26 protein-coding genes are annotated in these 22,862 nt (G+C 67.9%); 9 read left to right on the top strand and 17 right to left on the bottom strand.

The window, feature by feature from the left end:
* Positions 1 to 26 precede the first annotated feature (26 nt).
* The 4 genes from AAHH99_RS10310 (at position 27) to AAHH99_RS10325 (ending at position 3,717) form a co-directional block, all read left to right on the top strand.
* A complete protein-coding gene (locus AAHH99_RS10310; protein WP_064394779.1) occupies positions 27 to 923 on the top strand; it encodes a sulfurtransferase in 897 nt (298 codons plus the stop codon).
* Complete coding sequence (locus AAHH99_RS10315; protein WP_418768547.1) at positions 920 to 1,333, top strand: SufE family protein; 414 nt, start codon at positions 920 to 922, stop codon at positions 1,331 to 1,333. The genes AAHH99_RS10310 and AAHH99_RS10315 overlap by 4 nt, the downstream gene beginning before the upstream one ends.
* 201 nt (positions 1,334 to 1,534) lie before the next feature.
* Complete coding sequence (locus AAHH99_RS10320; RefSeq protein ID WP_418768548.1) at positions 1,535 to 3,337, top strand: biotin carboxylase N-terminal domain-containing protein; 1,803 nt, start codon at positions 1,535 to 1,537, stop codon at positions 3,335 to 3,337.
* A 50-nt stretch (positions 3,338 to 3,387) separates the two neighbouring features.
* Positions 3,388 to 3,717 carry a hypothetical protein gene (locus AAHH99_RS10325; RefSeq protein WP_418768549.1) on the top strand — a complete coding sequence of 110 codons (330 nt, stop codon included), beginning with the start codon at positions 3,388 to 3,390 and terminating at the stop codon, positions 3,715 to 3,717.
* Positions 3,718 to 3,769: 52 nt separating this feature from the next.
* On the opposite strand, the gene AAHH99_RS10330 is transcribed toward AAHH99_RS10325, so the two are convergent.
* Positions 3,770 to 4,306, bottom strand: a complete 537-nt coding sequence (locus AAHH99_RS10330; RefSeq protein ID WP_418768550.1) for a nucleotidyltransferase family protein — start codon at positions 4,304 to 4,306, stop codon at positions 3,770 to 3,772.
* A gap of 285 nt (positions 4,307 to 4,591) precedes the next feature.
* Here AAHH99_RS10330 and AAHH99_RS10335 point away from each other — a divergent pair, with 285 nt between their 5' ends.
* Positions 4,592 to 5,029 carry an STAS domain-containing protein gene (locus tag AAHH99_RS10335; protein WP_064394813.1) on the top strand — a complete coding sequence of 146 codons (438 nt, stop codon included), beginning with the start codon at positions 4,592 to 4,594 and terminating at the stop codon, positions 5,027 to 5,029.
* Here the strand turns inward: AAHH99_RS10335 and AAHH99_RS10340 are convergent.
* A complete protein-coding gene (locus AAHH99_RS10340) occupies positions 5,000 to 5,722 on the bottom strand; it encodes an RNA polymerase sigma factor SigF (RefSeq protein ID WP_276019014.1) in 723 nt (240 codons plus the stop codon). The genes AAHH99_RS10335 and AAHH99_RS10340 overlap by 30 nt on opposite strands.
* Before the next feature lie 62 nt (positions 5,723 to 5,784).
* Positions 5,785 to 6,216 carry an ATP-binding protein gene (locus AAHH99_RS10345; RefSeq protein WP_418768551.1) on the bottom strand — a complete coding sequence of 144 codons (432 nt, stop codon included), beginning with the start codon at positions 6,214 to 6,216 and terminating at the stop codon, positions 5,785 to 5,787.
* 256 nt (positions 6,217 to 6,472) lie between these two features.
* Here AAHH99_RS10345 and AAHH99_RS10350 point away from each other — a divergent pair, with 256 nt between their 5' ends.
* On the top strand, positions 6,473 to 7,492 hold the full coding sequence (locus AAHH99_RS10350; protein WP_418768552.1) for a DNA topoisomerase IB: 1,020 nt from the start codon (positions 6,473 to 6,475) through the stop codon (positions 7,490 to 7,492).
* On the opposite strand, the gene AAHH99_RS10355 is transcribed toward AAHH99_RS10350, so the two are convergent.
* Genes AAHH99_RS10355 through AAHH99_RS10395 form a run of 9 tightly spaced genes read right to left on the bottom strand, consistent with a single transcriptional unit; the run spans position 7,486 to position 17,492 of the window.
* Entirely contained in the window at positions 7,486 to 8,784 is a 1,299-nt protein-coding gene (locus tag AAHH99_RS10355; protein WP_418768553.1) for a UDP-glucose dehydrogenase family protein, read from the bottom strand. The two genes, AAHH99_RS10350 and AAHH99_RS10355, sit on opposite strands and share 7 nt — an antisense overlap.
* Complete coding sequence (locus AAHH99_RS10360; RefSeq protein WP_418768554.1) at positions 8,781 to 9,734, bottom strand: glycosyltransferase family 9 protein; 954 nt, start codon at positions 9,732 to 9,734, stop codon at positions 8,781 to 8,783. Before AAHH99_RS10360 ends, AAHH99_RS10355 begins: the two co-directional genes overlap by 4 nt.
* Positions 9,725 to 10,411 (bottom strand): SDR family oxidoreductase, encoded by a 687-nt coding sequence (locus AAHH99_RS10365; protein ID WP_418768555.1) that lies wholly within the window; start codon positions 10,409 to 10,411, stop codon positions 9,725 to 9,727. The genes AAHH99_RS10360 and AAHH99_RS10365 overlap by 10 nt, the downstream gene beginning before the upstream one ends.
* 19 nt (positions 10,412 to 10,430) lie before the next feature.
* Positions 10,431 to 11,786 carry a PfkB family carbohydrate kinase gene (locus tag AAHH99_RS10370; RefSeq protein ID WP_418768556.1) on the bottom strand — a complete coding sequence of 452 codons (1,356 nt, stop codon included), beginning with the start codon at positions 11,784 to 11,786 and terminating at the stop codon, positions 10,431 to 10,433.
* Positions 11,779 to 12,357, bottom strand: coding sequence for a D-sedoheptulose-7-phosphate isomerase (locus AAHH99_RS10375; RefSeq protein ID WP_418768557.1), 579 nt, complete (start codon positions 12,355 to 12,357; stop codon positions 11,779 to 11,781). Before AAHH99_RS10375 ends, AAHH99_RS10370 begins: the two co-directional genes overlap by 8 nt.
* Complete coding sequence (locus AAHH99_RS10380; protein ID WP_418768558.1) at positions 12,354 to 13,373, bottom strand: glycosyltransferase family 9 protein; 1,020 nt, start codon at positions 13,371 to 13,373, stop codon at positions 12,354 to 12,356. Before AAHH99_RS10380 ends, AAHH99_RS10375 begins: the two co-directional genes overlap by 4 nt.
* Entirely contained in the window at positions 13,370 to 14,863 is a 1,494-nt protein-coding gene (locus tag AAHH99_RS10385) for an HAD-IIIA family hydrolase (protein WP_418768559.1), read from the bottom strand. Before AAHH99_RS10385 ends, AAHH99_RS10380 begins: the two co-directional genes overlap by 4 nt.
* On the bottom strand, positions 14,860 to 16,515 hold the full coding sequence (locus tag AAHH99_RS10390; protein ID WP_418768560.1) for a carbamoyltransferase: 1,656 nt from the start codon (positions 16,513 to 16,515) through the stop codon (positions 14,860 to 14,862). Before AAHH99_RS10390 ends, AAHH99_RS10385 begins: the two co-directional genes overlap by 4 nt.
* 8 nt (positions 16,516 to 16,523) lie before the next feature.
* Positions 16,524 to 17,492, bottom strand: a complete 969-nt coding sequence (locus tag AAHH99_RS10395) for an NAD-dependent epimerase/dehydratase family protein (RefSeq protein ID WP_418769586.1) — start codon at positions 17,490 to 17,492, stop codon at positions 16,524 to 16,526.
* Positions 17,493 to 17,529: 37 nt separating this feature from the next.
* On the opposite strand from AAHH99_RS10395, the gene AAHH99_RS10400 reads away from it, so the two are divergent.
* Positions 17,530 to 18,414, top strand: a complete 885-nt coding sequence (locus AAHH99_RS10400; RefSeq protein ID WP_418768561.1) for a glycosyltransferase family 2 protein — start codon at positions 17,530 to 17,532, stop codon at positions 18,412 to 18,414.
* A gap of 5 nt (positions 18,415 to 18,419) precedes the next feature.
* Here the strand turns inward: AAHH99_RS10400 and AAHH99_RS10405 are convergent, their stop codons facing one another.
* Both AAHH99_RS10405 and AAHH99_RS10410 read right to left on the bottom strand, forming a co-directional pair.
* The gene (locus AAHH99_RS10405) at positions 18,420 to 19,646 is read right to left on the bottom strand and encodes a glycosyltransferase (RefSeq protein WP_418768562.1); all 1,227 of its coding nucleotides are present in this window, start codon (positions 19,644 to 19,646) and stop codon (positions 18,420 to 18,422) included.
* Between the two features lie 20 nt (positions 19,647 to 19,666).
* Positions 19,667 to 20,641 carry a glycosyltransferase gene (locus AAHH99_RS10410; RefSeq protein ID WP_418768563.1) on the bottom strand — a complete coding sequence of 325 codons (975 nt, stop codon included), beginning with the start codon at positions 20,639 to 20,641 and terminating at the stop codon, positions 19,667 to 19,669.
* Between the two features lie 164 nt (positions 20,642 to 20,805).
* Here AAHH99_RS10410 and AAHH99_RS10415 point away from each other — a divergent pair, with 164 nt between their 5' ends.
* Both AAHH99_RS10415 and AAHH99_RS10420 read left to right on the top strand, forming a co-directional pair.
* Positions 20,806 to 21,009, top strand: a complete 204-nt coding sequence (locus AAHH99_RS10415) for a hypothetical protein (protein ID WP_418768564.1) — start codon at positions 20,806 to 20,808, stop codon at positions 21,007 to 21,009.
* A gap of 105 nt (positions 21,010 to 21,114) precedes the next feature.
* A complete protein-coding gene (locus AAHH99_RS10420) occupies positions 21,115 to 21,351 on the top strand; it encodes a CsbD family protein (RefSeq protein ID WP_418768565.1) in 237 nt (78 codons plus the stop codon).
* A gap of 55 nt (positions 21,352 to 21,406) precedes the next feature.
* On the opposite strand, the gene usfY is transcribed toward AAHH99_RS10420, so the two are convergent.
* The 3 genes from usfY to AAHH99_RS10435 form a co-directional block, all read right to left on the bottom strand.
* A complete protein-coding gene (gene usfY, locus AAHH99_RS10425; RefSeq protein WP_418768566.1) occupies positions 21,407 to 21,715 on the bottom strand; it encodes a protein UsfY in 309 nt (102 codons plus the stop codon).
* Between the two features lie 100 nt (positions 21,716 to 21,815).
* Positions 21,816 to 22,448 carry a flavodoxin family protein gene (locus AAHH99_RS10430; protein WP_418768567.1) on the bottom strand — a complete coding sequence of 211 codons (633 nt, stop codon included), beginning with the start codon at positions 22,446 to 22,448 and terminating at the stop codon, positions 21,816 to 21,818.
* Positions 22,445 to 22,816 carry a hypothetical protein gene (locus tag AAHH99_RS10435; protein WP_418768568.1) on the bottom strand — a complete coding sequence of 124 codons (372 nt, stop codon included), beginning with the start codon at positions 22,814 to 22,816 and terminating at the stop codon, positions 22,445 to 22,447. The genes AAHH99_RS10430 and AAHH99_RS10435 overlap by 4 nt, the downstream gene beginning before the upstream one ends.
* Positions 22,817 to 22,862 lie beyond the last annotated feature (46 nt).

Raw genomic sequence — 22,862 nt, forward strand, 5'->3', positions numbered from 1 at the left:
ACGCCTGCCTCGGTAGGCTCGGGTTCGTGCCTCTACCTGCCGATCCAGACCCTGCCCTGCAGTCATACGCCCATCCCGAACGCCTGGTCACCGCCGATTGGTTGTCGGCCAACCTGGGCAGGCCGGGACTGGCCATCGTGGAGTCCGACGAGGACGTGCTGCTCTACGACACCGGTCACATACCGGGTGCGGTCAAGATCGACTGGCACACCGACCTGAACGACCCGCACGTGCGCGACTACATCACCGGCGAACAGTTCGCCGACCTGATGAACCGCAAGGGCATCGCCCGCGACGACACCGTGGTGATCTACGGCGACAAGAGCAACTGGTGGGCGGCATATGCCCTCTGGGTGTTCACGCTGTTCGGCCACCCGGACGTCCGGCTCCTCAACGGGGGCCGCGACCTGTGGATCTCCGACGGCCGGGAAACCACGCTCGACGTGCCGAGCAAGACCAGCACCGGCTACCCCGTCGTGGAGCGCGACGACGCGCCGATCCGCGCGTTCAAGGAGGACGTTCTCGACGCGCTCGGAAAGGCGCCTCTGATCGACGTCCGCTCGCCGCAGGAGTACACCGGGGAACGCACCCACATGCCCGACTATCCCGAGGAGGGCGCGCTCCGGGGCGGCCACATACCGACCGCTCGGTCGATTCCGTGGGCCAAGGCGGCTGACGACAGTGGCCGGTTCCGCAGCCGTGCCGAGCTCGAGGATTTGTACGGCTTTTTGACCCCCGACGACGAGACGATCGTCTACTGCCGCATCGGTGAGCGTTCGAGCCACACCTGGTTCGTGCTGACCCACCTGCTGGGGCTGCCCGGCGTCCGCAATTACGACGGTTCGTGGACCGAATGGGGCAACGCCGTCCGGGTGCCGGTCACCGCCGGGCCCGAACCAGGGGAGGTGCCGGGCTCCTCATGAGCGCAATGCCGGCCGCGCTGGCGGAGGTGGTGACGGACTTCAAGGAGGTGCAGGGTCAGGACAAGCTGCAACTGCTCCTGGAGTTCGCCAACGAGTTGCCTCCGCTGCCCGCCGACCTCGAAGAGACCGCGATGGAACCGGTGCCCGAATGCCAGTCACCGCTGTTCCTCCACGTCGACGCCGACAATCGCGAGCATGTCCGGCTGTACTTCAGCGCGCCCGCCGAAGCGCCGACGACGCGTGGGTTCGCCGCCATCCTGGCCGCGGGGCTCGATGATCTCTCCGCCGACGAGATCCTGGCCGTGCCCGACGACTTCTACTCCGAACTGGGGCTCGCTGCCCTGATCAGCCCGCTGCGGTTGCGCGGGATGTCGGCGATGCTGGCCCGCATCAAGAAGCGGCTGCGCTGACGCGCTTGGGCCGAGCGATCACCTGTGCAGAATTCCGGGGGGCTGAATCCGTACCTGGATGAACGCTCACGGATGTGTGGGGCAGCCCCGGTTTATTACTCGCGGGTAAGGGACCGGCTCGCCGAGACCTCAGCAGGGCCGCATAAACTCCCTCCGTTACATTCTTAAAGACGTTTCTTAGACATGCCACCAGGAGGCGCAGTGCCCAGTCACGCCAGCTCGAAGATCTCCAAGGTGCTGGTCGCCAACCGCGGGGAGATCGCGGTCCGGGTGATCAGGGCCGCTAAGGACGCCGGGCTGCAGAGCGTGGCGGTGTACGCCGAACCCGACGCCGACGCTCCTCACGTACGCCTCGCCGACGAGGCCTTCGCCCTGGGCGGGCAGACCTCGGCGGAGTCGTACCTGGTGTTCGAGAAGCTGCTCGACGCCGCCGAGAAGTCCGGTGCCAACGCGATTCACCCGGGCTACGGATTCCTCTCCGAGAACGCTGATTTCGCGCAGGCGGTCCTCGACGCCGGCCTGATCTGGATCGGGCCCAGCCCGCAGTCGATCCGCGATCTCGGTGACAAGGTGACCGCCCGCCACATCGCCGCGCGCGCCCAGGCGCCGCTGGTTCCGGGCACCTCGGATCCGGTCAAGGACGCCGACGAGGTCGTCGCGTTCGCCAAGGAGTACGGCGTCCCGGTCGCGATCAAGGCCGCGTTCGGCGGAGGCGGCCGCGGCATGAAGGTGGCCCGCACCATCGAAGAGATCCCTGAGCTGTACGACTCGGCGGTCCGCGAGGCCGTCGCGGCGTTCGGCCGCGGTGAGTGCTTCGTCGAGCGCTACCTCGATAAGCCCCGCCACGTCGAGGCTCAGGTGATCGCCGATCAGCACGGCAACGTCGTCGTCGCAGGCACCCGAGACTGCTCGCTGCAGCGCCGCTTCCAGAAGCTGGTCGAGGAGGCGCCCGCGCCGTTCCTGACCGACGCTCAGCGCAAGGAGATTCACGAGTCGGCCAAGCGCATCTGCAAGGAGGCCGGCTACTACGGCGCAGGCACCGTCGAGTACCTCGTCGCCCAGGACGGGCTGATCTCGTTCCTCGAGGTGAACACCCGCCTGCAGGTCGAACATCCGGTGACCGAGGAGACCTCGGGCATCGACCTGGTGCGCCAGCAGTTCCGCATCGCCAACGGCGAACCGCTCGACATCACCGAGGACCCGACGCCTCGCGGCCATTCCATCGAGTTCCGCATCAACGGCGAGGACGCCGGACGCGGCTTCTTGCCCGCCCCCGGCCCGGTCACCACGTTCGTGCCGCCTACCGGCCCCGGTGTGCGCCTGGATTCCGGTGTCGAGAGCGGTTCGGTCATCGGCGGCCAGTTCGACTCGATGCTGGCCAAGCTGATCGTCACCGGCGCCAACCGCCAAGAGGCCCTCGAGCGGTCCCGTCGCGCGCTGGACGAGTTCACCGTCGAAGGCCTGGCCACGGTCATCCCGTTCCACCGGGCGGTCGTGTCCGATCCCGCGTTCATCGGCGACGACAACGGCTTCGCCGTGCACACCCGCTGGATCGAAACCGAGTGGGACAACACGATCGAGCCGTTCACCGGCGGCGATCCGATCGAGGAAGAGGACACGGTCCCGCGGCAGACCGTGGTCGTCGAGGTCGGCGGCCGCCGGCTGGAGGTGTCGCTGCCCGGCGATCTCGCGCTCGGTGGCGGCGGCGGTGCGGGCGGCGCCGGTTCCAATGTCGTGCGGAAGAAGCCGAAGGCCCGCAAGCGTGGCGGTGGCGGCGGAGCGGCGGCCTCCGGCGACGCCGTGACCGCGCCGATGCAGGGCACCGTGGTCAAGGTCGCTGTCGAGGAGGGCCAGGAGGTCTCCGCCGGTGACCTCGTCGTGGTGCTCGAGGCGATGAAGATGGAGAACCCGGTCACCGCGCACAAGGACGGCACGATCACCGGCTTGGCGGTCGAGCCCGGCGCGGCGATCACCCAGGGCACCGTCCTCGCCGAGATCAAGTGATTTCGGTGCGCAACCGATCGCGCAGCGAGCGTTAGCGCACCGAAATCGCCATGGAGCCCGTCGAAATCAACGCCGGCGCATGGTATTTGCGCGCGCCGCGCGATGACGAGCTGATCGACGACGCCCCCGCGCTCGCCGAGATGGGTGAGACCGATCCCGGTTACATCGCTCGTTGCCGCGCGCAGTGGTTGTCCGACACCACATACACCTGGGCGGTGTGTGAACCGACCACCGGCGAGATGCTGGCCGAGATCAGGATCGACCCGCAGGCCGCGGTGGTGCACACGCGATTTCGCGACGGCTACGCCGATGCGGCCGCGATCGCCGAGCACTCCGTACGCCGCTTCGCGACGGCGATGCTGGGCCTCACGGTGACCTGATTGCCGGCTCGCCGGCGTCACCTGATTGCCGGCTCGCCGGCGTGACCTGACATCACCTGACGTCGATGTCGCGACCCGTCGCCAGATCGGCACAATCAACCGCAACGACGTCGTCGCGCGCTGCCAGAAACGAGCGCGCGCCCTCGTCGCCGTGGACCTCTTCGAGCAGCGCGGCCCAGTGCCTGCGCGCGATCACCACGGGGTGGCCCGGCGATTGCCCGTAGCGTGCGCGCGCGATACCCGACTCCGACGCCACCGCCGCGTCCACCACCCGACCCACGACGTCCGCTCCGACATCGGGTGTGTCGACGGTGTGCAGCACGGCGTAATCGGCCTCGACCGCCGAGAGCCCAGCCCGCAGCGATGCCGACAACCCGTCCGCCCAGGCCTCGGCGAACACAGCGCGCGCAGGCCGGGGAACCTCGACCACCGCCGCACCCAGCACCACCACCACATCGCCACATCCGCCGTCCCTCAAGGCGTTGACCGCGGCTCTGAGCCATTCACCTTGAGCTGCAAGCACTTTGGGCATCCCGTAGCGGGTGCCCGCGCCTGCGGCCAGCAGCACACCGGTGACCTTCAGCGTCATCGCGCACCCACTCTCCGATGTGACTCTAGTTTCGTCAAATTTGTCATGAAGTCAGGGGTTTTAACCGCTGTGACCAGCGGTTACGGCGGCGGTCTTGATAGCGATTGTGCATGGTCAGTTAGCAGCGTAGGGTTCAGTCCAGGTTGAGTTCACAGCCGAGCTGGAACGTCATCGACGTGCAAGGGCAGAACTCCCCGCCTCTGCTGCGACGGCTTTGAATACGCAGGGCCCAAATTTTTGACGTGAACCACAGTACGAATGAGACATTCACTGATGGAGTCACACATGTCTAATCCCGATTTATCAGTCGCTGTACAAGCGCAGTCCGACGAGACTCGCGACTGTCACACCGCGCACTTCGTGACCCGCCGGGTGCAGCCGGACACCGCGATCGTCAGCGCCCACGGTGAGATCGACGCCGCGAACTCCCAGGAGTTCGTCGACTACGCGATGCGCCACGCCACAGAGCTCGAGCGCATCGTCGTCGACCTGTCGGGCGTCGAATTCTTCGGCACCGCAGGGTTCTCCGCGCTGCACACGCTCAACGTGCGCACCGCAGGCGAGAAGATCGAGTGGGCGCTGTTGCCGAGTGCATCGGTCAGCCGCTTGTTGCGGATCTGCGATCCTGATGCTGCATTGCCCGTCTGCGACAGCATCGAGACAGCGCTCGCGGATGGCAAGAGCACCAAGCCCCTACTGCAACTGGTCCCGGAGTCGAGTTAGGGATTTCGCGAGCAGGCGCGACACGTGCATCTGCGAGATACCAACGCGCTCAGCGATTTGCGTCTGGGTGAGTGACTCGAAGAAGCGCAGCAGCAACACGGTACGTTCGCGTTCGGGCAGCGCAGCGAGCAAGGGCCGCAACGCTTCCCGGTTCTCGATCTGGTCAAGACCCAGGTCGACGTCGCCCAGTGTATCGGCGATCGCGGGGGCATCCTCGGTTCCGCTGCCGCCGCTGTCGATCGACAGCGTGTTGTAGGAGCTCCCGGCCACCAGGCCCTCGACGACCTCGTCGCGGTCCATGCCCAGCTCGGCCGCCAGCTCCGACGCCGTCGGGGCGCGGCCGAGCCGCTGCGACAACTCCGCGGTGGCGGCGCCGAGTCGCAGATGGAGCTCCTTGAGCCGCCGCGGCACCTTGACCGACCAACTGTTGTCGCGGAAGTGCCGTCGGACCTCGCCCATGATGGTGGGTACCGCGAACGAGACGAAGTCCGAGCCGGCCTCGACGTCGAAGCGGATCACCGCATTCACCAGCCCGACACGGGCCACCTGCACGAGATCCTCGCGTGGCTCACCTCGCCCGTCGAAACGCCGCGCAATGTGGTCGGCCAACGGAAGGCAGCGCTCGACGATGCGGTCGCGCTGCCGCTGGAACTTCGGCGAGTCCTCCGGCACGTTCTTCAGCTCGCGGAACATGTCGGCGACATCCGCGTACTCAGAGTTCGAACGCGACGACGAACCCTGTGACGTCGACGGCGTCACTGCAGCGTCGCTCGTCTCGTCGTCATGGAGATCCCGAACACCTGGGCGTTGTCGGGTCCCTGCCCATTCTCGAAGGTATTCACTTCGTCGGTCAGTGAACTCAGCACGTGCCAGCTGAAGCTGCCAGGCGCCAGGATGTCGGAACTCTTACACGTGGTGGACGCATCGATGACGACCGCGTCGTCGCGCGGGTCTATGACGAGCAGCAGGACGGAGTTGGGTACCGCGGATCGGATCAGCCTGGTGCACGCCTCGTCGACCGCGAGACGCAGGTCGGCGACGGCATCGAAGTCCAGATCCTCGAAGGTCGCAACCGCGGCGACCAGGGTGCGCAGCACCGCAAGATTCTCGAGCTCGGCGGCGACCCGGAGTTCCACCGACCGCGCGCCGTGCCCGTTCCCATTGTTCTTGTTGGCGACGTCGGCCATTTGACCTCCCGGCAATGTCGAAGGGAGATTACCCCAGGCCGGATCCCACCTAACCACGAGTACTCCGGTGACCCGCGAACGACGACGTGTGCCGTACGCCGGCGCGGGTATTTATACGGTCATGGAGAAGTCCCCACCCCGAACGCGACCGAGCAAACGGTGAACACGACTGTGAGCAGCGGCGTTTTGACGGCGCGACAAAGTAAGACTTCTCCATGGTGGGGGTTCAATACCCCCCGGCATCCAGGGGCCAAACATGCGACTTCGCCGTAGCGTCGTCAGCGGCCCCGGCCTGCGGAGGGTGCGTCGCGGTCGCGGGTTCTCCTACGAACATCCCGACGGCACCCCGGTCACCGACGAGAAGACCCTGCAGCGCATTAAGGATCTGGTCATCCCGCCCGCCTGGAAGAAGGTGTGGATCTGTCCCTACCCCAATGGGCACATCCAGGCGGTGGGCACAGACGCCGCGGGCCGACGCCAGTACCTCTACCACCAGAGGTGGCAGGAGGAGCGCAACGAGGAGAAGTTCGACCGGGTCCTGGAGATGTCGGCCGCGCTGCCCGAGATGCGCAGGCGCATCGCAGCGGACCTGCGCCGCCGCGGGCTGCACCGCGACCGGGTGCTGGCCCTCGCACTGCACCTGGCCGACCTCGGATACTTCCGGGCGGGCTCTGAGCAGTACGCCGAGGAGAACAACTCCTACGGCATCGCGACGCTGCTCTGCGAGCACGTGACCCTGCAGCGCGACGCCATCGAATTCGACTTCCCCGCCAAGAGCGGCGTGCGGCGCACGCTGCTGATCGACGACCCCGAAGCGGTTCGCTCGATCCGCGCGCTGTTGCGCCGCCCGGAGCGCACCGAACGGCTGCTGGTATGCCGCAACGGTTCGAGCTGGATCGACATCCACGCCGAGGACCTGAACACGAGGTTCAAAGAGCTCGTAGGGGATCGGTACACGGTCAAGGACCTGCGGACGTGGCACGGCACCGTGCTGGCGGCGGCCGCGTTCGTCGATGCTGACCCGCCGGTCAACAAGACTGTGATCAAGCGCGTCGAGTCCGCGGTGATGAAGGAGGTCGCCGAGGAACTCGGCAACACACCCGCTGTGGCCCGAGGTTCCTACGTCGACCCGCGAGTCGTGCAGGCCTACGAGTCCGAGCTCACCATCGCCTCGGCCGCCCGGCGCGCCGCGAAGATGAAGACCCTGGCCGAACGGCAGGAGGTGCTCGACCGCGGCACGGCCCGACTCATCCGCAAAGTTGCCAAAGGTCAGTAACCCGACGGGGTTCCGTTGCCCAGATAGGTCATCCCGGCCTCGGTGAGCAACGCCGCATCGAGCAGGTTGCGGGTGTCGACGACGACAGCTCCGGGCGCGTGCTCGGCGATCAGGGCCCAGTCCAGTTCGCGGAACTCCGGCCACTCGGTGAGCACCACGATGGCGTCGGCGTCTTTTGCCGCCAGATACGGATCGTCGACGGCGATGATCGACGACCCCCGCAACCGCGCCTGATCCATCGCCGGGAGCCTCGGGTCGTATCCGGTGACCTGCGCCCCGGTCCGGCCCAGATCGGCGCAGATGGTCAGCGCCGGTGAATCGCGCAGGTCACTGGTGCCCGCCTTGAACGTCAAGCCCAGCGCGGTGATGCGGGCGCGACCGAGCGGGGTGGCCATGGACCGGCCCAGCGTCGACGCGATTCGCGCGGACTGCGCGGCGTTCGTCGAGCGAGCCGATTCGACCTCGGGCAGGTCTACCCCCGCCACCCTGCCGGTGTGCAGCATGGCCGCGGTGTCCTTTGGCAGGCACGATCCACCCCACCCCGGTCCCGGTTGCAGGAAGTGCGGGCCGATGCGCACGTCGGCGCCCATGCAGCGAGTGACGTCGGCGATCTCGGCACCCATTCGGGCGCACAGCGAGGCCAGCGAGTTGGCGTAGGAGATCTTCACCGCGAGAAAGGCGTTGCTGGCGTACTTCGCCAACTCCGCGCTTTCCGGGCTCATCCGAAAAACCTGCGCGTGGTTTCCGTACACGCGCGACACCAAGTGGGCGGCTTCGTCGTCGTCGGCGCCGATCACGATGCGGTCCGGGTTACGGAAGTCGTAGACGGCGTGGCTCTCGCGGAGGAACTCTGGATTGGAGACCGCGCGAATCTCGGCGTGCCGCACCCGCTTTTCGGCCCGCCGGGTGGTGCCGACCGGAACCGTCGACTTGAGCACCAGGACCGAACCCGGTCGCAACACGGTGGCGAGCTGCTCGACCGCCGCGTCGACCGCCGACAGGTCCGCCGATCCGTTGGATCTGCTCGGCGTCGGCACGCAGATGAACACCACGTCGCAATCGGCCAGATCCGGATATTCGACGGTGAATTCGAGCGTCCCGGAGTCCAATCCGTAACGAAGCAGCTCGGCCAGCCCGGGCTCGTCCAGCAGGGGAACACCGCTGCGGAGTTGCTCGACGCGGCCGGCGTCGATGTCGACGCACACCGTGTGGTGACCGCGTTCGGCCAGACACACCGCGGTCGTCAGGCCGACGTAGCCCGCGCCGATCACCCCGACTCGAATGGTGTTCATGCACAGTCCTTCAACAAACTCTCGGTGGCGTCGAGCACGCGACCGACTGTGATTAGCAGCAGGCCACGGTGCGGTCTGTCGGCGTGCGGATCGCCCTTGTCGCCGGCCCACACCGCGATGTGCGGACCCGTTCCCCGCGGACCCCACCGGTTCGGCGGTGTCGGACCGAACAGCAGCACCGACGGAGTGCCGCACGCGGTCGCAACGTGTCCTACTCCGGTGTCACCACAGATCAATAAGCGGCAATCGTGGATCAACGCGACGAGTTCGAGCAGTCCGAGAGTGCCTGCGAGCACGCTGGATCGGGGCAGCCCCGCGGCGTCGGCCACCGACCGGGCAAGGTCGACTTCGCTGTCGTCGCCTGTGATGACCACATCGTGGCCGCGGTTTCGCAGCGCGGCGGCGACCTGTCCGAAACGCTCCGGTGGCCAGCGCCGCGCGGCGTAGGCGGCGCCCGGATGGATCACCACCGCCGACGAGCGGTTCGGATAGCCGTCGGGCCGCGAGATCGCAAGATCCTGCGGATCACAGGTGATTCCGGCCCATTCGAGCAGCACGCACCAGCGGTCGACCTCGTGCATTTCGGCCCGCCACGGTGGGCCGTCGACCCCGGGATATGCGGGATGTCGGTGGGTGATCAGGGTTCGGGGGCGTATCGCAAGCAGATCGGCGATGCTATCGGGGCCGGAGCCGTGCAGGTTGACCGCGAGTGCGGGCGGGTCGCTGCGGGGACGCAGCCGGCCGAGGCCGGGTGTGGGGTCGAGCTCGTCGACCGCACCGGTGAGCATCACCAGATCGCGGTAGCGTTCCGGGGCTGCGAGCACGATGTGGGCGTCGGGGTGCGCCCGCCGCAGCCCACGCAGCGCCGGAATCCCGGTGAGCAGATCGCCGAGGCCCAGCGCGCGCAGCACCACGATGGTCTCCGGGATGGTCTCCGGGGTCACGGCCACGAAGACTCCGTGGACGCGCACACCACCAGCTCACGCACCTCGCACCCGGCCGGCTGAGACAGGACGAACACGACGGTGTCGGCAACGTGTTCGGGCTGGTTGAGCTTGGCGTCCGGCGGCGGCTTGTACTGCTCGTCGCGGCTGTCGAAGAACGCCGTGTGCATACCGCCCGGGATCAACGTCGTGACACCCACCTCCCCCGCCAGTTCCGCCGCCAACGCGCGGGAGAATCCGATGACCCCAAACTTGGAGGCGCAGTACGCGGTCGCGTCGCTGACGGCCTTGATCCCCAAAGTCGATGCGCACGTGACGATCCGGCCGCCGGTGTTCTTCAGGTACGGCAACGCCGAGCGGATCATCGCCGCGGTGCCCAGCAGGTTGACGTGGATGACGCGTTCCCAGTCCTTGACCGCGACATCGGCGAGCTTGCCGCACATGTCGGTGCCTCCGGCGGTGAACACGCCGTGGACCTGACCGCCGACGTGATCGGCCAGTTCGCGTACCGCCGCCTCCACCGCTTCGGTGTCGGCGAGATCGGCCCGCGCGAAGGCCACACCCGATTTCGGATCGTTGCGGTCGATCACCAGCGGCGTACCGCCCTGGCGCGCAACGGCTTCCACCGTAGCTGCGCCGAGGCCCGACGCGCCGCCGGTGATGATGATGTTACCCAGAGCCATTGAGAGTTTTCCTTTCGGTTCACGACCGCGCTGCGGCGATCAGATTTGACGATGAGTAGCCGGCGACGGTCGGCAGCAGCACGACCTCACCGCCGTGGCGGCGGACCACGTCGGCCTCGGGAAGGTCGGCCTCGGTGTAGTCGCCGCCCTTGACCCAGATGTCGGGCCGCAGTTGCTCCAGCGCCGCTTCAGGTGACAGTTCGTCGAAGGTCACCACGGCGTCGACACACGCCAGTGCGCCCAGCACCCGCGCCCTGTCATGATCCGCGACGACGGGCCTGCGCGGGCCCTTCAGCGCGCGCACCGAGGCGTCGGAGTTCAGCAGCACCACCAACGCGTCGCCCAGATCACGGGCCTGCCGCAGCAGGCGGACATGACCGGTGTGCAGCAGGTCGAAGCAGCCGCCGGTGGCGACCAGCCGGCCTGCGCGCCGGCGCAAGCGGTCCCGGACCTCGACGATGTCACCGGTGAGCGCGGTCGACGTTGCCGCCGAATGGATTCCACCGACGGCCGCGGCGCTCGATACGCCAACCGCACCGCCGGCGGCGACGAACCTGCTGGCGACGTCCACCGCGTCGGCGACGGCGTCGTGAACACCCTTACCTGCTACAAGTGCCATGGTGACCGCGATCGCGAACCGGTCTCCCGCGCCGCAGGTGTCGCCGTGGTCCGCCCGTGCGGCCGGATCCCGCACCGGGTGGTGCTCGTTACCGGTGTCGGTGGCCACGAGTGCACCCTTCGAACCCAGGGTCACGCATACCGCGCGTGCCGCCCACTGTTCGCGCAACGACTCCGCCGAGCGGCCCGCCGCCTCGTCCTGGTTCGGGGTGACCAGCCAGCAGCCCGGGACAGGTTCGCTCCCGCGCGGATGCGGGTCCCATACCGTCGGCACCCGCTGCGCGGCCGAGGCGACGAGTTCGCGGATCTCACCGTGCGCGGTGATGCCGCGCCCGTAGTCGGCGACACAGACCGCGGCGGCCTGCCCGAGTATCTCGGTCACCTCGGGGGGTACCTCGTCGCCCGCGGCCACTCCGTCACCGTGGTCGAGCCGCAGCATCGACTGCGCGGCCGCACGGATCCTGGTCTTGCACACCGTGTTTCCGGCCATCGGCAACCCTATGACCCGCACGCCGGCATCGGCCAGCAGGTCCGTCAGCGCGCGGCCTTCGGCGTCGTCGCCGACCGCGGTCACCAGCACCACATCGCAGCCCGTTCGGGCGGCGAGCACGGCGGCCAGCCCCGCCCCGCCCGGGCGTCGCCATATCCGTTCGGTGTCCACGACCGGGACGGGCGCCTCGGGACTCAGTCGGGTGGCGGTGCCTTCGATGTCGACGTCGAGCATGGAATCGCCGATGACGACCAATGGCTCACTCATGGGATCCCCCGAGCAGAACCTCGTCGACGGCGATGCACAGCGCATGCACGAGGAGCAGATGGACCTCCTGGACCGTCGCGGTGGTCGGCGCTTCGACGCAGACGGCGTCGTCGCACATCGCGGCGAGGGGATTGGGTTGGGGGCCGGTGAACGCCCATGCGGTGAGGCCGGTTTCGTGTGCGGCCTTGACGGCGGCGAGCACATTCGGGCTCGTGCCGCTGGTCGACAGGGAGACCAGTACGTCGCCCGGTCTGCCGTGTGCGCGCACACCTCTGGCGAATATCTCGTCGATTCCGTAGTCGTTGCCGATCGCGGTGAGCGCCGAGGTGTCGGCGTGTAACGAGATGGCGGACATGGGCATCCGCTCGTCGCGGAAGCGGCCGACCAGTTCAGCGGTCAGATGTTGTGCCTCGGCCGCGCTGCCGCCGTTGCCGCACGCGAGTAGCCGGCCGCCAGCGGTGAGGACATCGGCGAGCCGTCCCCCCCACGCGGCCAGCTTGGGCGCCTCCGGTGTGAGGTGGCCGGCCGCCTGTGACAGTGCGGAGAAGTGGGTTTCGATCGTCGGATTCATTGCCGTCCTCCAATTCGGTTGACCGCGTCGACCAGTTCGTCGTCGGTGATGCCGTCCAGGCACGGGTGCCCAGGCACCGGGCAGACGCGGGCCCGGGTGAGCCGACAGGGGGCCTGTTGGTCTCCGAGCCGAATGACGGTGGACCCGTACGGGCTCCACTGCGAGGCGGGCACGACGGGAGCGAACAACGAGACCACCGGTGTGCCGACTGCCGCGGCCAGGTGGGCGGGCCCGGTGTTGGGTGCGATCACCACCCGCGCCGCGGCGTAGACGGCCGCCAACGTCGCCAGGGTTGTGCGCCCTCCGAGGTCGATGGCCGCCGCCCCCGCTACCGCCCCGGTGAGCCCGCGTTCGCCGGGATCGCCGGTGACGACCACCCGGTACCCGGCGCCGAGGAGCGTCTCGACCATGCCGATGCTGCGCCGGATGCTCGGTCGACGCGCGGGAACGGCGGCTCCGGGATGGAACACGACGAACGGTGCGGCGTCCACCGACTCGGCGATTTCGGTCGGCAGTGGCGGTGGTTGCCGCACCCGCAGCGTGCCGTCGTCACCCTCGGGCAGCACACAACCGGCCGCCGTGGCCAATGACAGCGCGCGCTCGGGTTCGGGTATGCCGTCGGGAACATGGTGGCGCAGGTCGAGCAGCGTTCCGGGATAGTCCTCGCTGATCGCCCCGACCCACGGCACCGAAGCCATCCGGCAGATCAACGCCAGCGGCAGCGGGGACTGATGAAACGACGTGAAAATGTAGACCCGCTCGGGGGCGATATCGCGCAACTGTTTGACCAACGCCTCCACGTGTCCCGCGGTCAGTTCGGGTGACTCGAAGTCCACCCACGGCGCCTGCCACTCGATGATGTCGTCGACGGCGGGCAGCAGCTCGGCGGCGGCTCGCCCGCGCGGCCCCGCGAGAAAGGTGACCTCGTCGTGTGTTTCGGCCACAGCGCGGACCGCGGGGCCGGTGATCAACACGTCCCCTGCGCTGTCCAACCGCGCAACGACCGCCCGGCTCATCGGCGGTCCCTGAGCACCATGGACACCGCTTCGTCGAGGTTCGTCGCGACGCGCGCCTTGATCAGAGCCTCACAGATCTCGTGGCGCAGCGTGCGGTCGGTGGGCACGAGTATCGCGTCGGCGCCCGCGGACAGCGCGGCCTCAACGTCTCCGCCGGTGTCGCCGATCATCACGCACCGGGAGGGGTGGACGCCCAGCGCGGCGGCGGCGTCTACGACCATGCCGGGAGCGGGTTTACGGCAGCGGCATTCGTCGTCGGCGTCGTGCACGCACAGGTGCCACGAGTCGAACGGGCCCAGCGCCGAATCGACCTCCGCGTTGACGGATTCGAGTTGTTGAGTGGTGATCAACCCCTTGGCCACGCCGGACTGGTTGCTCACGATGGCCAGCTGTAGCCCGTTGCGGCGCAGCCGGTCCAATGCGCCGGTTACGCCCGGTAGCGGGCGGACACCGGCCGGATCGTTGAGGTAGGGCCCGTCCTCGATGATCGTGTAGTCGCGGTCGAGCAACACCGCCAGCGGCGGGTCGCGCCGCGCGGTGCGAAATGCCCACTCCCCGGCCAACCGGTGCCACACCGCGACCGGCGGGATCAGCGCGCTGGTGAGCGCCATCCGTGCGGCCTCGGTGAAGGTTCGCGGGCCCGACCAGAACCGGCGGATCGCGAACTCCCCGGTCAGCAGCGCCCACGCGGCGACGGCGGTGCGCACGACACGCCACCGGCCCGCCACCACGCTCAGCGCCGCGACGACGGCTGCGGCCGTAGTCACCGAGTGGGCCGGGAGCCGGCCTCGACCCTCACCGATAGCCGAGCGCCACCGCCTGCCGAACTTGCGGCGAAGCAACGCGTTGTCCCGGTTGCCGATCTGGGCGCGCACGCTGCTCATCAGCGTGGCGTTCGCGACCGGATGGGTGCAACGGCGGGATCCGCGGACAATAGCGTTGCCGGCCTGAATGATTCGCAGCGCGATGTCGGAGTCCTCGCGGTAGGCCCGGGGGAACCGATCGTCGAACCCGCCGACGTCGACCAGGACGTCGCGCCGGAACGCCATATCGGCCGTGATCCATTTCGCCTCGGCAAGTCGCTGGGTGCGTTGTTCGTCGTCGGTGGCCTTGCGGCCGGCCACCCGCGGCACCTCGATCACCGCTTGTGAGCCGGCGGCCGACTCCACGTCGGCCTTGGCCAGGTCCTCGGCCAGCGCAGTGAACCAATCGAGTTGCGGGACAACGTCATCGTCGAGGAAGCACACCCATTCGGTCCGGGTCGCACGCCAGCCCGTGTTGCGCGCGGCCGCCGGTCCTCGTCCGCCGCTGCGCAGCACGGTGACCGGAAGCCGTGAGTTCACCTCGAGCGGCGGATGAGGCTGCGGGCGGTCGTCGACGACGATCACCGCAGCGGGTGCCGGCCCGGCGGAACCGTCGAGTTCTGCGACCAGGCGGTGCAGCGACGGTCGCCCGACCGTCGGCACCACGACCGCGAACGACGGCGTCATCGGGGTCGCCTCACGATGTACGGACCGATCGCCAGCACGTCGATCGGTGCGCTGCCGAAACATTCGAGCGCATCGCGCGGGCTGTCAACCATCGGTCGCCCGGCGGTGTTGAAGCTGGTGTTGACGATCACCGGAACACCGGTGCGGGCGGCGAACCTGCTGATCGTGTCGTGCAGCAGTGGGTGGCCGCGGTCGACGGTCTGGATGCGTGCGGTGCCGTCGACGTGGGTGACCGCGGGGATTCGGTCCCGCCACTGGGCGGCGACCTCGTGCACGAACAGCATGTACGGACTCGGAATCGGTCCGCCGGAGAAGATCTCGGCGGCGCGTTCGGCGAGCACCATCGGGGCGACGGGCCGGAACTGTTCACGGCCCTTCACGGTGTTGAGTCGCTCCAGGTTTTCGATGCGCCGGGGGTCGGCCAGCAGTGACCGCTGGCCCAGCGCGCGTGGCCCGAACTCGGCGAGACCCTGGAACCAGCCGACGAGTTTGTTGTCAGCCAACGCGTCTCCGATCACGGCGGCCAGATCCGCCGGCCGCTCGTGAGGTATCGCGGCTTCGATGAGCACCGCTGCGATCTCGTCGTCGGAGAAGCCGCGACCAAGCGCCGCCGACGGCATCGACGCAATCGGTTCACCGGCGTCTCCCGCCAGCGCCAGTGCCGCGCCCAGCGCGGTTCCCGAGTCCCCCGCCGCGGGTTGCACCCACACGTTCGAGAAGCCGCCGCTGCGGAAGATCTTCGAGTTGGCCACGCAGTTGAGGGCGACACCACCTGCCAGACAGAGGCTTTCGTGATCGGTACGGTCGCGAAGCCAGCCGACGAGATCGAGCAGCACTTCCTCGACGACCGCCTGGACGCTGCATGCCAGGTCGGCGTGCTCGGATTCGGGTCGGTCCAGCGCATGCCCCTTCCCCGCGCCGGGCGCCCGGGCGGGAGTGATCGAGTTCCAGTCCACCGGTTCGGTGCGGAAACCACCGTCGGCGCACGCGTAGATCGCCTCGCGGAACCTGTCGGCGAACCGTGGCGTCCCGTAGGACGCCATCGCCATCACCTTGTACTCGTCGCTTGAGCGCTTGAATCCGAGGTGCTCGGTGAGGCTTTCGTAGAACAAACCCAGCGAGTGCGGAAGCGACTGTGTCGCGAGCACATCCAGCTTGTGGTCGCGATAGCTGCCTGCCAGCATCGAGGACCGCTCGCCGCGGCCGTCGACGACCAGCACCGCGCAATCGGGGTGGGGGGAGGCCAGCGCGGTGGACGCGGCGTGCGCGACGTGGTGGCGGACGTGACGCACGATGCCCGGGTCGAGGCCGGGTAGGGCGGACTGTAGGAAGCGGGGCGCCCGGTCGGCGTAGAGGGTGCGCAGGTGCTCCCAGTCGCGGTCCAGGCCTGCGAGCCCGTCGGTGGATTCGTCCATCAGGCGCGGGTCGTAGGAGTATCCGACCAGGTCCAGGTCCGACGGTGTCAGCCCCGCCTGCTCGAGACACCAGCGTGCCGATTCCACCGGCAACTCCCACGTCGAGAACGGCACGGCCTGTTTGCCGTGCTTGCGGCGGGTGAACCGCTCCTCTTCGGCGGCGGCGACGATCTGGCCGTCCACCACTAGCGCGGCAGCCGGATCGTGGAACACCGCGTTGATCCCGAGAATGCGCATGACTTCCCTCAACTCCCCTGCAGTGCAACGGTTGCCGATTGCTGGCGGAACCAGTCGACGGTCATGGCCAGGCCATCGGTGTAGCTGACCCGCGGATGCCACCCCAGCAGCTCGCGTGCCAGCGTGATGTCGGGACACCGACGTTGCGGGTCGTCCTGCGGTGCCGGACGGAACTCGATCGGCGAGTCGCTTCCGGCCAGGTCCCGGATGAGCTCGGCGATGCGCAGCACCGTCAGTTCGTCGGGATTGCCGACGTTGACCGGTCCGGTGCAATCCGATTCGCCCAGGGCGATCAGCGCCGCGACGGTGTCACCGACGAAACACAACGACCGGGTCTGGGTACCCGTCCCGTTGACCGTGATCGGCTCACCCGCCAATGCCTGGTGGCAGAAGGTCGGCACGACCCTGCCGTCGTCGTGCCGCATCCGCGGTCCGTATGTGTTGAAGATCCGCGCCACGGCGATATCGGCCGACCGCTCCCGCAGATGGGCGAACGTCAACGCCTCGGCGAACCGCTTAGCTTCGTCGTACACGCTGCGCGGACCGATCGGATTGACGTTGCCCCAATACGATTCGCGCTGCGGATGTTCCAACGGATCGCCGTAGACCTCGCTGGTGGAGGCCAGCACCAGCCGTGCACCGCACCGCTGCGCGAACTCGAGCATGTGTGAGGTGCCGAGCGCCCCGGTGCGAAGCGTGTGGATCGGCAGCCGCAGATAGTCCACCGGCGAGGCCGGCGATGCGAGGTGGAAAACGGTGTCGATTCCCGACGGCATATCTGGCAGCGGCTCGCTGATGTCGTGCGCGACGAACCGGTATCCGGGCCGGTCCACGAACAGATCGGCGGCGGTCGGCGCGCTGGTGGACAGGTCGTCGACGCAGGTCACCTCGACACCGCTGTCGAGCAGTCGCTCGCACAGGTGTCCTCCGAGAAACCCTCCACCGCCGGTGACCAGCACGCGTTTGATGTCATGCATCGTTTGCCTTCCGATTCCGCGGGTAGCCGTCTGGGTCATGCAGGGCCCAGCTTCCACCGACGTCTCGTTCGTGATCGCCAGCCAGAATCGCGCCGCGGAGTTGTCGACCGTGGTGGCCAGGCTGCTCGACACCACGCCGTGCCCCATAGTCGTGGTGGACAACGCCTCCACCGACGACACCGCCGCGATCATCAACGGCATGGCGGCACGGTCGGCCGGCCGCCTTGAACTCGTCGAGCTCGACACCAACCTCGGCGCGGTCGGCCGCAACGTCGGGGTGGCGGCGTGCCGCACGCCGTACGTGGCGTTCTGCGACGACGACTCCTGGTGGATGCCGGAGGCGCCCGAGATCGGTGCAAAGACATTCGAACGGCACCCTTCGGTGGGACTGCTCGCCGCGCGCACGATCGTCTGGCCGCAGCGCCGGGAGGATTCGTTCTCCGCAACGCTCGCCGACAGCGCGCTCGGCAGGCGGCCGGACCTGCCGGGTCCGTCGATCCTGGGCTTCATGAGTTGCGCGGCCATGGTGCGCAAGCGGGCGTTCGAAGAAGCCGGCGGCTTCAGCCCCATCCTGCACTTCCGCGGGGAGGAGCAACTGCTCGCGCTCGATATGGCCGCGGCAGGCTGGGACCTCTGCTACCACCCCGAACTGCTGGCCATTCACCAACCGTCCCCGGTGCGCGCCACGTCCGCGGCCCAAGCCGCACGAGTGCTGCGCAACGATGTCCTCACCACATGGCTGCGACGCCCGATCCGCCACTGCCTCAGTGCAAGCGGCCGCTTGGCCGTGGCGGCGTTGCGCGACCGCGACCATGCCAAGGGTGCGGCCCAGGCCGTGGCCCGGATTCCTGCGGTGGTCGTCCAGCGGCGACCGCTCCCCCGTGAGCTCGAGGACGCAGTGACCTTGCTGGAGTCGGGTTGAGCCGGTCATCCGGACGACAGGCTCGTCGCCGGCTCCGGTCGCGGGATGCGCACCGGCACCAACCGGTCGTAGATTCTCTGAGTGTCGGCGGCGACTCGGTCCCACGAGTAGCGGGCCCGCGCGCGATCCCGTCCGGCGGCGCCCATGCTCTGCCTGAGGAAGTCGTCGCGAAGCAGTCTGTTCACCGCCTTGGCCACCTCGTCGGGCCGCTCGGGCTTGACCAGCTGTCCGGTCACGTCGTGCACGACGGTGTCGAGCATTCCGCCGACCGCCGACGCCACCACGGGCACGCCGCACGCCATTGCCTCGAGCGGCACGATGCCGAACGGTTCGTACCAGGGAGTGCACGTCACCACGTTGGCCGATCGAAGAATCGCGGGCATGTCGGTCCGAGACACCGATCCGTACAGCCTCACTCTGTCCGCGACACCCAATTGCGTTGCCAGATCCATCAATCGACGCGCCTCGGGATCCGACCCGAGTTGCGACTCGTCGGGTCCACCGACGATCACCAGTTCAGTTTCGGGCAGATGAGGCAATGCGCGCACGACGACGTCGAAACCCTTGCGGGGCACGAACCGGCCGACGCTGACGATGCGGTGCAGTCCGGATCGCGGCGCCACAGGGCCTTCCGGGCTGAACAGGTCGAGGTCGACGCCGCAGGGCACCACTGAGATCCGGTTGCGGGAGCGGCCCATTCGCGTGAGCTCAAAGACCTCGTCGGTGCAGGTGGCCGCGACCCAGGCGGCGGAACGCGCCACCGTCGCCTCCAGGCGCAACCGTTCCGGCGGGCTGGTGTCCTGCACACCCTGGTGGCGCCGCTTCACCACGCCCAACGCGTGAAACGTCTGGACCGCAGGCAGATTGAGATGGCGCGCGGCGAGTTGCGTTGCTATACCGGACATCCAGAAGTGCGCATGCACGACGTCCGGTCGATCCACAGCCCAGTCGGCGTCGAGAAACTGGGCGAACGGACCCATGTACGAGAGGAGCTCGTCCTTGGGCAGCGGCTCCGGCGGGCCGGCCGCGACGTGCACGACGGTGTATCCCTCGGGTGTCACCACGCGGTCAGGCAGGTCCGGGTCGTCCCTCCTGGTGTAGACGCTAACCTGATGACCGCGTCTGGTCAGTGCCGCCGACACCTCGGCGACGTGTACGTTCTGCCCACCGGCGTCGACCCCGCCGAGCGCGGCGAGCGGGCTGGCGTGTTCAGACACCATTGCGATCTTCATCGGCGCCCTCCTTTTCGTTGTCATCGACAGCACTCGTCGATGAGGTCGTCCCATTGCGCGAGGAACCGATCGATTCCGAACTGCGCCATGGCGAAATCGCGCGCCGCCTTACCCGCCGCCGAGGCGGCGGCGCCGTCTGTGACGAACGACGTCAAAGCGCGCGAAAGTGTGTCCATATCGGCGCTCACCACGCCGGCCTCGGGCGGCACCACCAGCGGTGCCATCGTCGATGCGACGGCCACCACCGGCATCCCGATGAACATCGCCTCGATCAGCGACAGGCCCAGAGACGTCCATCGGGCGGTGTGCAGGAACACGCGGCGGCGGGCCACCTCGGGCAGTAACGCCGCGGTGGGCACGTCGCCCCTTCCGCGCACCTGCGGATTCGTGATGCATTCGCTGAGAACGTCGGTGTCGATGCCCCACACGTCGATCGGCACCTTTTGCCCGAACGCCGTCAGCAAATCCGCACCGACCGTGCGCCAGCGGCGGCAGGGTTCGTTGATCATCGTCGCCGCGGCCGAGACGTCACCCCGGTAGAGCAAGCCAGGATCGGCAATCCCGTGTGTGATGACGCGGGTTGGCGCGACACCGTTGTTCCACATGAGCCGGTTGAAGTCGGTCACGTGCACGAGCGGGATGTCGCTCCGTTCGGCAACCGGATGGACGCTGTCGACCGCGAACGGTCGTGGCGCGTTGTGCTCCACGTAGACGGCGGGTACGTCCAGACCGGGTCGCCGTCCCAACCATCGGCTCGCCAGCTCGATCTCTTCGGGACGTTGCAACACCACCAGATCGATGTGCTCGTCATATAGGTCACACAGCGAAACCTCGTGCGTACGTGGCCAATTCCGGCCACAGAGACCTCGACCATCGGCATCCCTCGCGCGATTCACAGGTAACACACAGCGATGACGGCCCGCGACGAAGGACTCCGTCCAGGACCCGTGTACGTGCCAGAGCAGCACCGAACGCGGACTCGAGACGACCGACATGTGGCCCGCCTACCCGAGCCCCTGACCAGCAAAACGGTTCCCCCACGACTCTTCGTATCGCGGATAAGCGCCGATTCGTATTCCGGACATTCCGGTTCGCGGCGCGAATGAGATGCGGCTTGGACCACCGTTTCGCTATGTGGGCCGGGGGTACACCAGTCGGCATGTCAGACAGCGAAGGCCTGCCCGACGACGTTCCCGTAGCCGACGCGGTGGAACAACAGCGCGCCGCCAGCGAACCGGTTCCCGACGAGGAAGCGGGCGCTGATCCGCAACCGAATCCGCCTCTGGAGGCGTCGCCCGCCGACTGGCAGGAGCAGCTGGAGGCGGTGGAGATCGACCCCGAGGACGACGTGGCGACGGAGTGACTCACCCCGGGCGAGCGTTTAGTCGCTCAGACCCTCGGGAACCCGACACCTGCGCGAGGAAGTTCCTCGTGGTTGGACTGATCCACTGCACTGCGGAAGGTGAACATGACCGAGAAGAACAGTGGCCCTGAAGAAGGCATCAAGGGCGTCGTCGAGGACGTGAAGGGCAAGACCAAGGAAACGGTTGGCACCGTCACCGGCCGCGACGATATGGTTCGCGAAGGCAAAGCCCAGCAGGACAAGGCCGATGCCCAGCAGGACGCCGCAAAGAAGGAAGCCGAAGCTGAATCCGCGCGCGCAGGCGCCGATGCCGCCGAGAAGCGCCAGGAGAACGAGCAATAACCGATCCACATCAGAAAAGCCCAGCCGAACCGGCTGGGCTTTTCTCTTCGGTGCGTCAGCTACTCGGCTTTTGCCGTTGCGCGTCGGGATGTTCTGCGTACCAACGATCTTCGATCTTGCGCACCCGCATGTGCTCGACGAGCAGCCAGCCGCCGCCGATGATGAACAACGCAGCCGACCCGCTGCCCAGTCCGACGCCGACGTCGTGGTGGCCTGCGCCGTGAGCCGCCAGCGCCGACACGAACAGCACCAGGGCCAGCCCGATGAGGATCAGCCCCGGCATGTTCTTGGTGTCCTTCATCGACTCCCCGGCGTGGGGACGCGTTGTCCTCGCGTGGTCGACGGGATCCTTCGGGCTTTTCATCGGTACTCCTCTCTCGGCATACCTCCGCCCGGGTATGGGCTATTGACAACGCTAGAACTACCCGAGCGCAGAGGGGCAGAAACCGGCCGAAGACCGGCCTTCACTCGTATGGCGGGTACGAATCGGCCCGGAGGGCCCTGGCGAGATGAGCGGCGTTGCGGGCCAGTGCGGCAGTCGTCGACGCAACGGGCTCGGGCACTTCGTCGAGTTCCTTGTAATCCTTGCTCTGCATCGCTTCGCCCGTCCAGTAGGTGCCACCCTGGGCCGGGATCGTATAGCCGATGTCGTTGAGGCCTTGAAAGCAGTCGGCGATCACTTTGTGCGCACCGTCCTCGTTGCCGACGACCCCGACCACGGCGACCTTGCCGACCATCATCGGCCGGCCGGCGTCGTCGGTGTTGGACAGTTCCGCATCGAGCCGTTCCAGCACACGCTGCGTCACGCTGGCCGGGTGCCCCAACCAAATCGGGGTGGACAGCACCAGGATGTCGGCGCGCAACAGTTTCTCGCGGATGGGGGGCCATTCGTCTCCGTCTCCCATGTCGGCCTCGACGCCCGGCGCGATCGCGTGGTCGACGCATCGCAGCACCTCCGTCTCGACACCCGCACCACGCAGGTTCTCGCAGATGTGCTGGGCCATCAACGCGCTGCTCGACTCGGCGGGGGTGGGCTTGAGGCTGCACACCAACGCCACGGCGGTCAGCGGTCGGTCTGCGTTCGCGGGTGTGCTCATGCGCCGAACACCGGGAGCCCGGTGAGGGCGGGCATGCTCGTCGTGAGCACCAGCAGCATCGACGTCAGCAGGAACCATCCCGCGCCTTGCCACGCCGAGGACATATCGCCTCTGCGCCAGTTCTGATAGGCGCGGAAGAACGCCCGCAGCGCGCCGGCGAACAGAACAGCGGGTGCCGCAAGCGCCAGCAGGGTCCGCTGGGGAGCCCCGCAAGCCAGGCTGTCGGCCGTCGCGCCCTGGCAGGTGCTCACCCACACCATCGCGCCGATCAGGAAGATGGCACCGGCGGCGCCGATCCCGAGAGCGAACCGTGCCGCGTCGCGAATGTAGGTGTCGACTTGTCTCAGCTCGGTGGGACCGTGGTACACGACGAGAAACTCCCGAATTTGCTGCTGAATCAGCGGAACAGGTTTG

The organism is Mycobacterium neumannii, from assembly GCF_048452905.1.
GTDB classification, from domain to species: Bacteria; Actinomycetota; Actinomycetes; order Mycobacteriales; family Mycobacteriaceae; genus Mycobacterium; species Mycobacterium neumannii_B.

Excerpts from the sequence above, each read along its gene's own strand:
- AAHH99_RS10315 (WP_418768547.1), top strand. The coding sequence starts at position 920 with ATGAGCGCAATGCCGGCCGCGCTGGCGGAGGTGGTGACGGACTTCAAG.
- AAHH99_RS10325 (WP_418768549.1), top strand. The coding sequence starts at position 3,388 with ATGGAGCCCGTCGAAATCAACGCCGGCGCATGGTATTTGCGCGCGCCG.
- AAHH99_RS10330 (WP_418768550.1), bottom strand. The coding sequence starts at position 4,306 with ATGACGCTGAAGGTCACCGGTGTGCTGCTGGCCGCAGGCGCGGGCACC.
- AAHH99_RS10335 (WP_064394813.1), top strand. The coding sequence starts at position 4,592 with ATGTCTAATCCCGATTTATCAGTCGCTGTACAAGCGCAGTCCGACGAG.
- AAHH99_RS10340 (WP_276019014.1), bottom strand. The coding sequence starts at position 5,722 with ATGTTCCGCGAGCTGAAGAACGTGCCGGAGGACTCGCCGAAGTTCCAG.
- AAHH99_RS10345 (WP_418768551.1), bottom strand. The coding sequence starts at position 6,216 with ATGGCCGACGTCGCCAACAAGAACAATGGGAACGGGCACGGCGCGCGG.
- AAHH99_RS10350 (WP_418768552.1), top strand. The coding sequence starts at position 6,473 with ATGCGACTTCGCCGTAGCGTCGTCAGCGGCCCCGGCCTGCGGAGGGTG.
- AAHH99_RS10355 (WP_418768553.1), bottom strand. The coding sequence starts at position 8,784 with ATGAACACCATTCGAGTCGGGGTGATCGGCGCGGGCTACGTCGGCCTG.
- AAHH99_RS10365 (WP_418768555.1), bottom strand. The coding sequence starts at position 10,411 with ATGGCTCTGGGTAACATCATCATCACCGGCGGCGCGTCGGGCCTCGGC.
- AAHH99_RS10370 (WP_418768556.1), bottom strand. The coding sequence starts at position 11,786 with ATGAGTGAGCCATTGGTCGTCATCGGCGATTCCATGCTCGACGTCGAC.
- AAHH99_RS10375 (WP_418768557.1), bottom strand. The coding sequence starts at position 12,357 with ATGAATCCGACGATCGAAACCCACTTCTCCGCACTGTCACAGGCGGCC.
- AAHH99_RS10380 (WP_418768558.1), bottom strand. The coding sequence starts at position 13,373 with ATGAGCCGGGCGGTCGTTGCGCGGTTGGACAGCGCAGGGGACGTGTTG.
- AAHH99_RS10385 (WP_418768559.1), bottom strand. The coding sequence starts at position 14,863 with ATGACGCCGTCGTTCGCGGTCGTGGTGCCGACGGTCGGGCGACCGTCG.
- AAHH99_RS10390 (WP_418768560.1), bottom strand. The coding sequence starts at position 16,515 with ATGCGCATTCTCGGGATCAACGCGGTGTTCCACGATCCGGCTGCCGCG.
- AAHH99_RS10395 (WP_418769586.1), bottom strand. The coding sequence starts at position 17,492 with ATGCATGACATCAAACGCGTGCTGGTCACCGGCGGTGGAGGGTTTCTC.
- AAHH99_RS10400 (WP_418768561.1), top strand. The coding sequence starts at position 17,530 with ATGCAGGGCCCAGCTTCCACCGACGTCTCGTTCGTGATCGCCAGCCAG.
- AAHH99_RS10405 (WP_418768562.1), bottom strand. The coding sequence starts at position 19,646 with ATGAAGATCGCAATGGTGTCTGAACACGCCAGCCCGCTCGCCGCGCTC.
- AAHH99_RS10410 (WP_418768563.1), bottom strand. The coding sequence starts at position 20,641 with ATGTCGGTCGTCTCGAGTCCGCGTTCGGTGCTGCTCTGGCACGTACAC.
- AAHH99_RS10415 (WP_418768564.1), top strand. The coding sequence starts at position 20,806 with ATGTCAGACAGCGAAGGCCTGCCCGACGACGTTCCCGTAGCCGACGCG.
- AAHH99_RS10420 (WP_418768565.1), top strand. The coding sequence starts at position 21,115 with ATGACCGAGAAGAACAGTGGCCCTGAAGAAGGCATCAAGGGCGTCGTC.
- usfY (WP_418768566.1), bottom strand. The coding sequence starts at position 21,715 with ATGAAAAGCCCGAAGGATCCCGTCGACCACGCGAGGACAACGCGTCCC.
- AAHH99_RS10430 (WP_418768567.1), bottom strand. The coding sequence starts at position 22,448 with ATGAGCACACCCGCGAACGCAGACCGACCGCTGACCGCCGTGGCGTTG.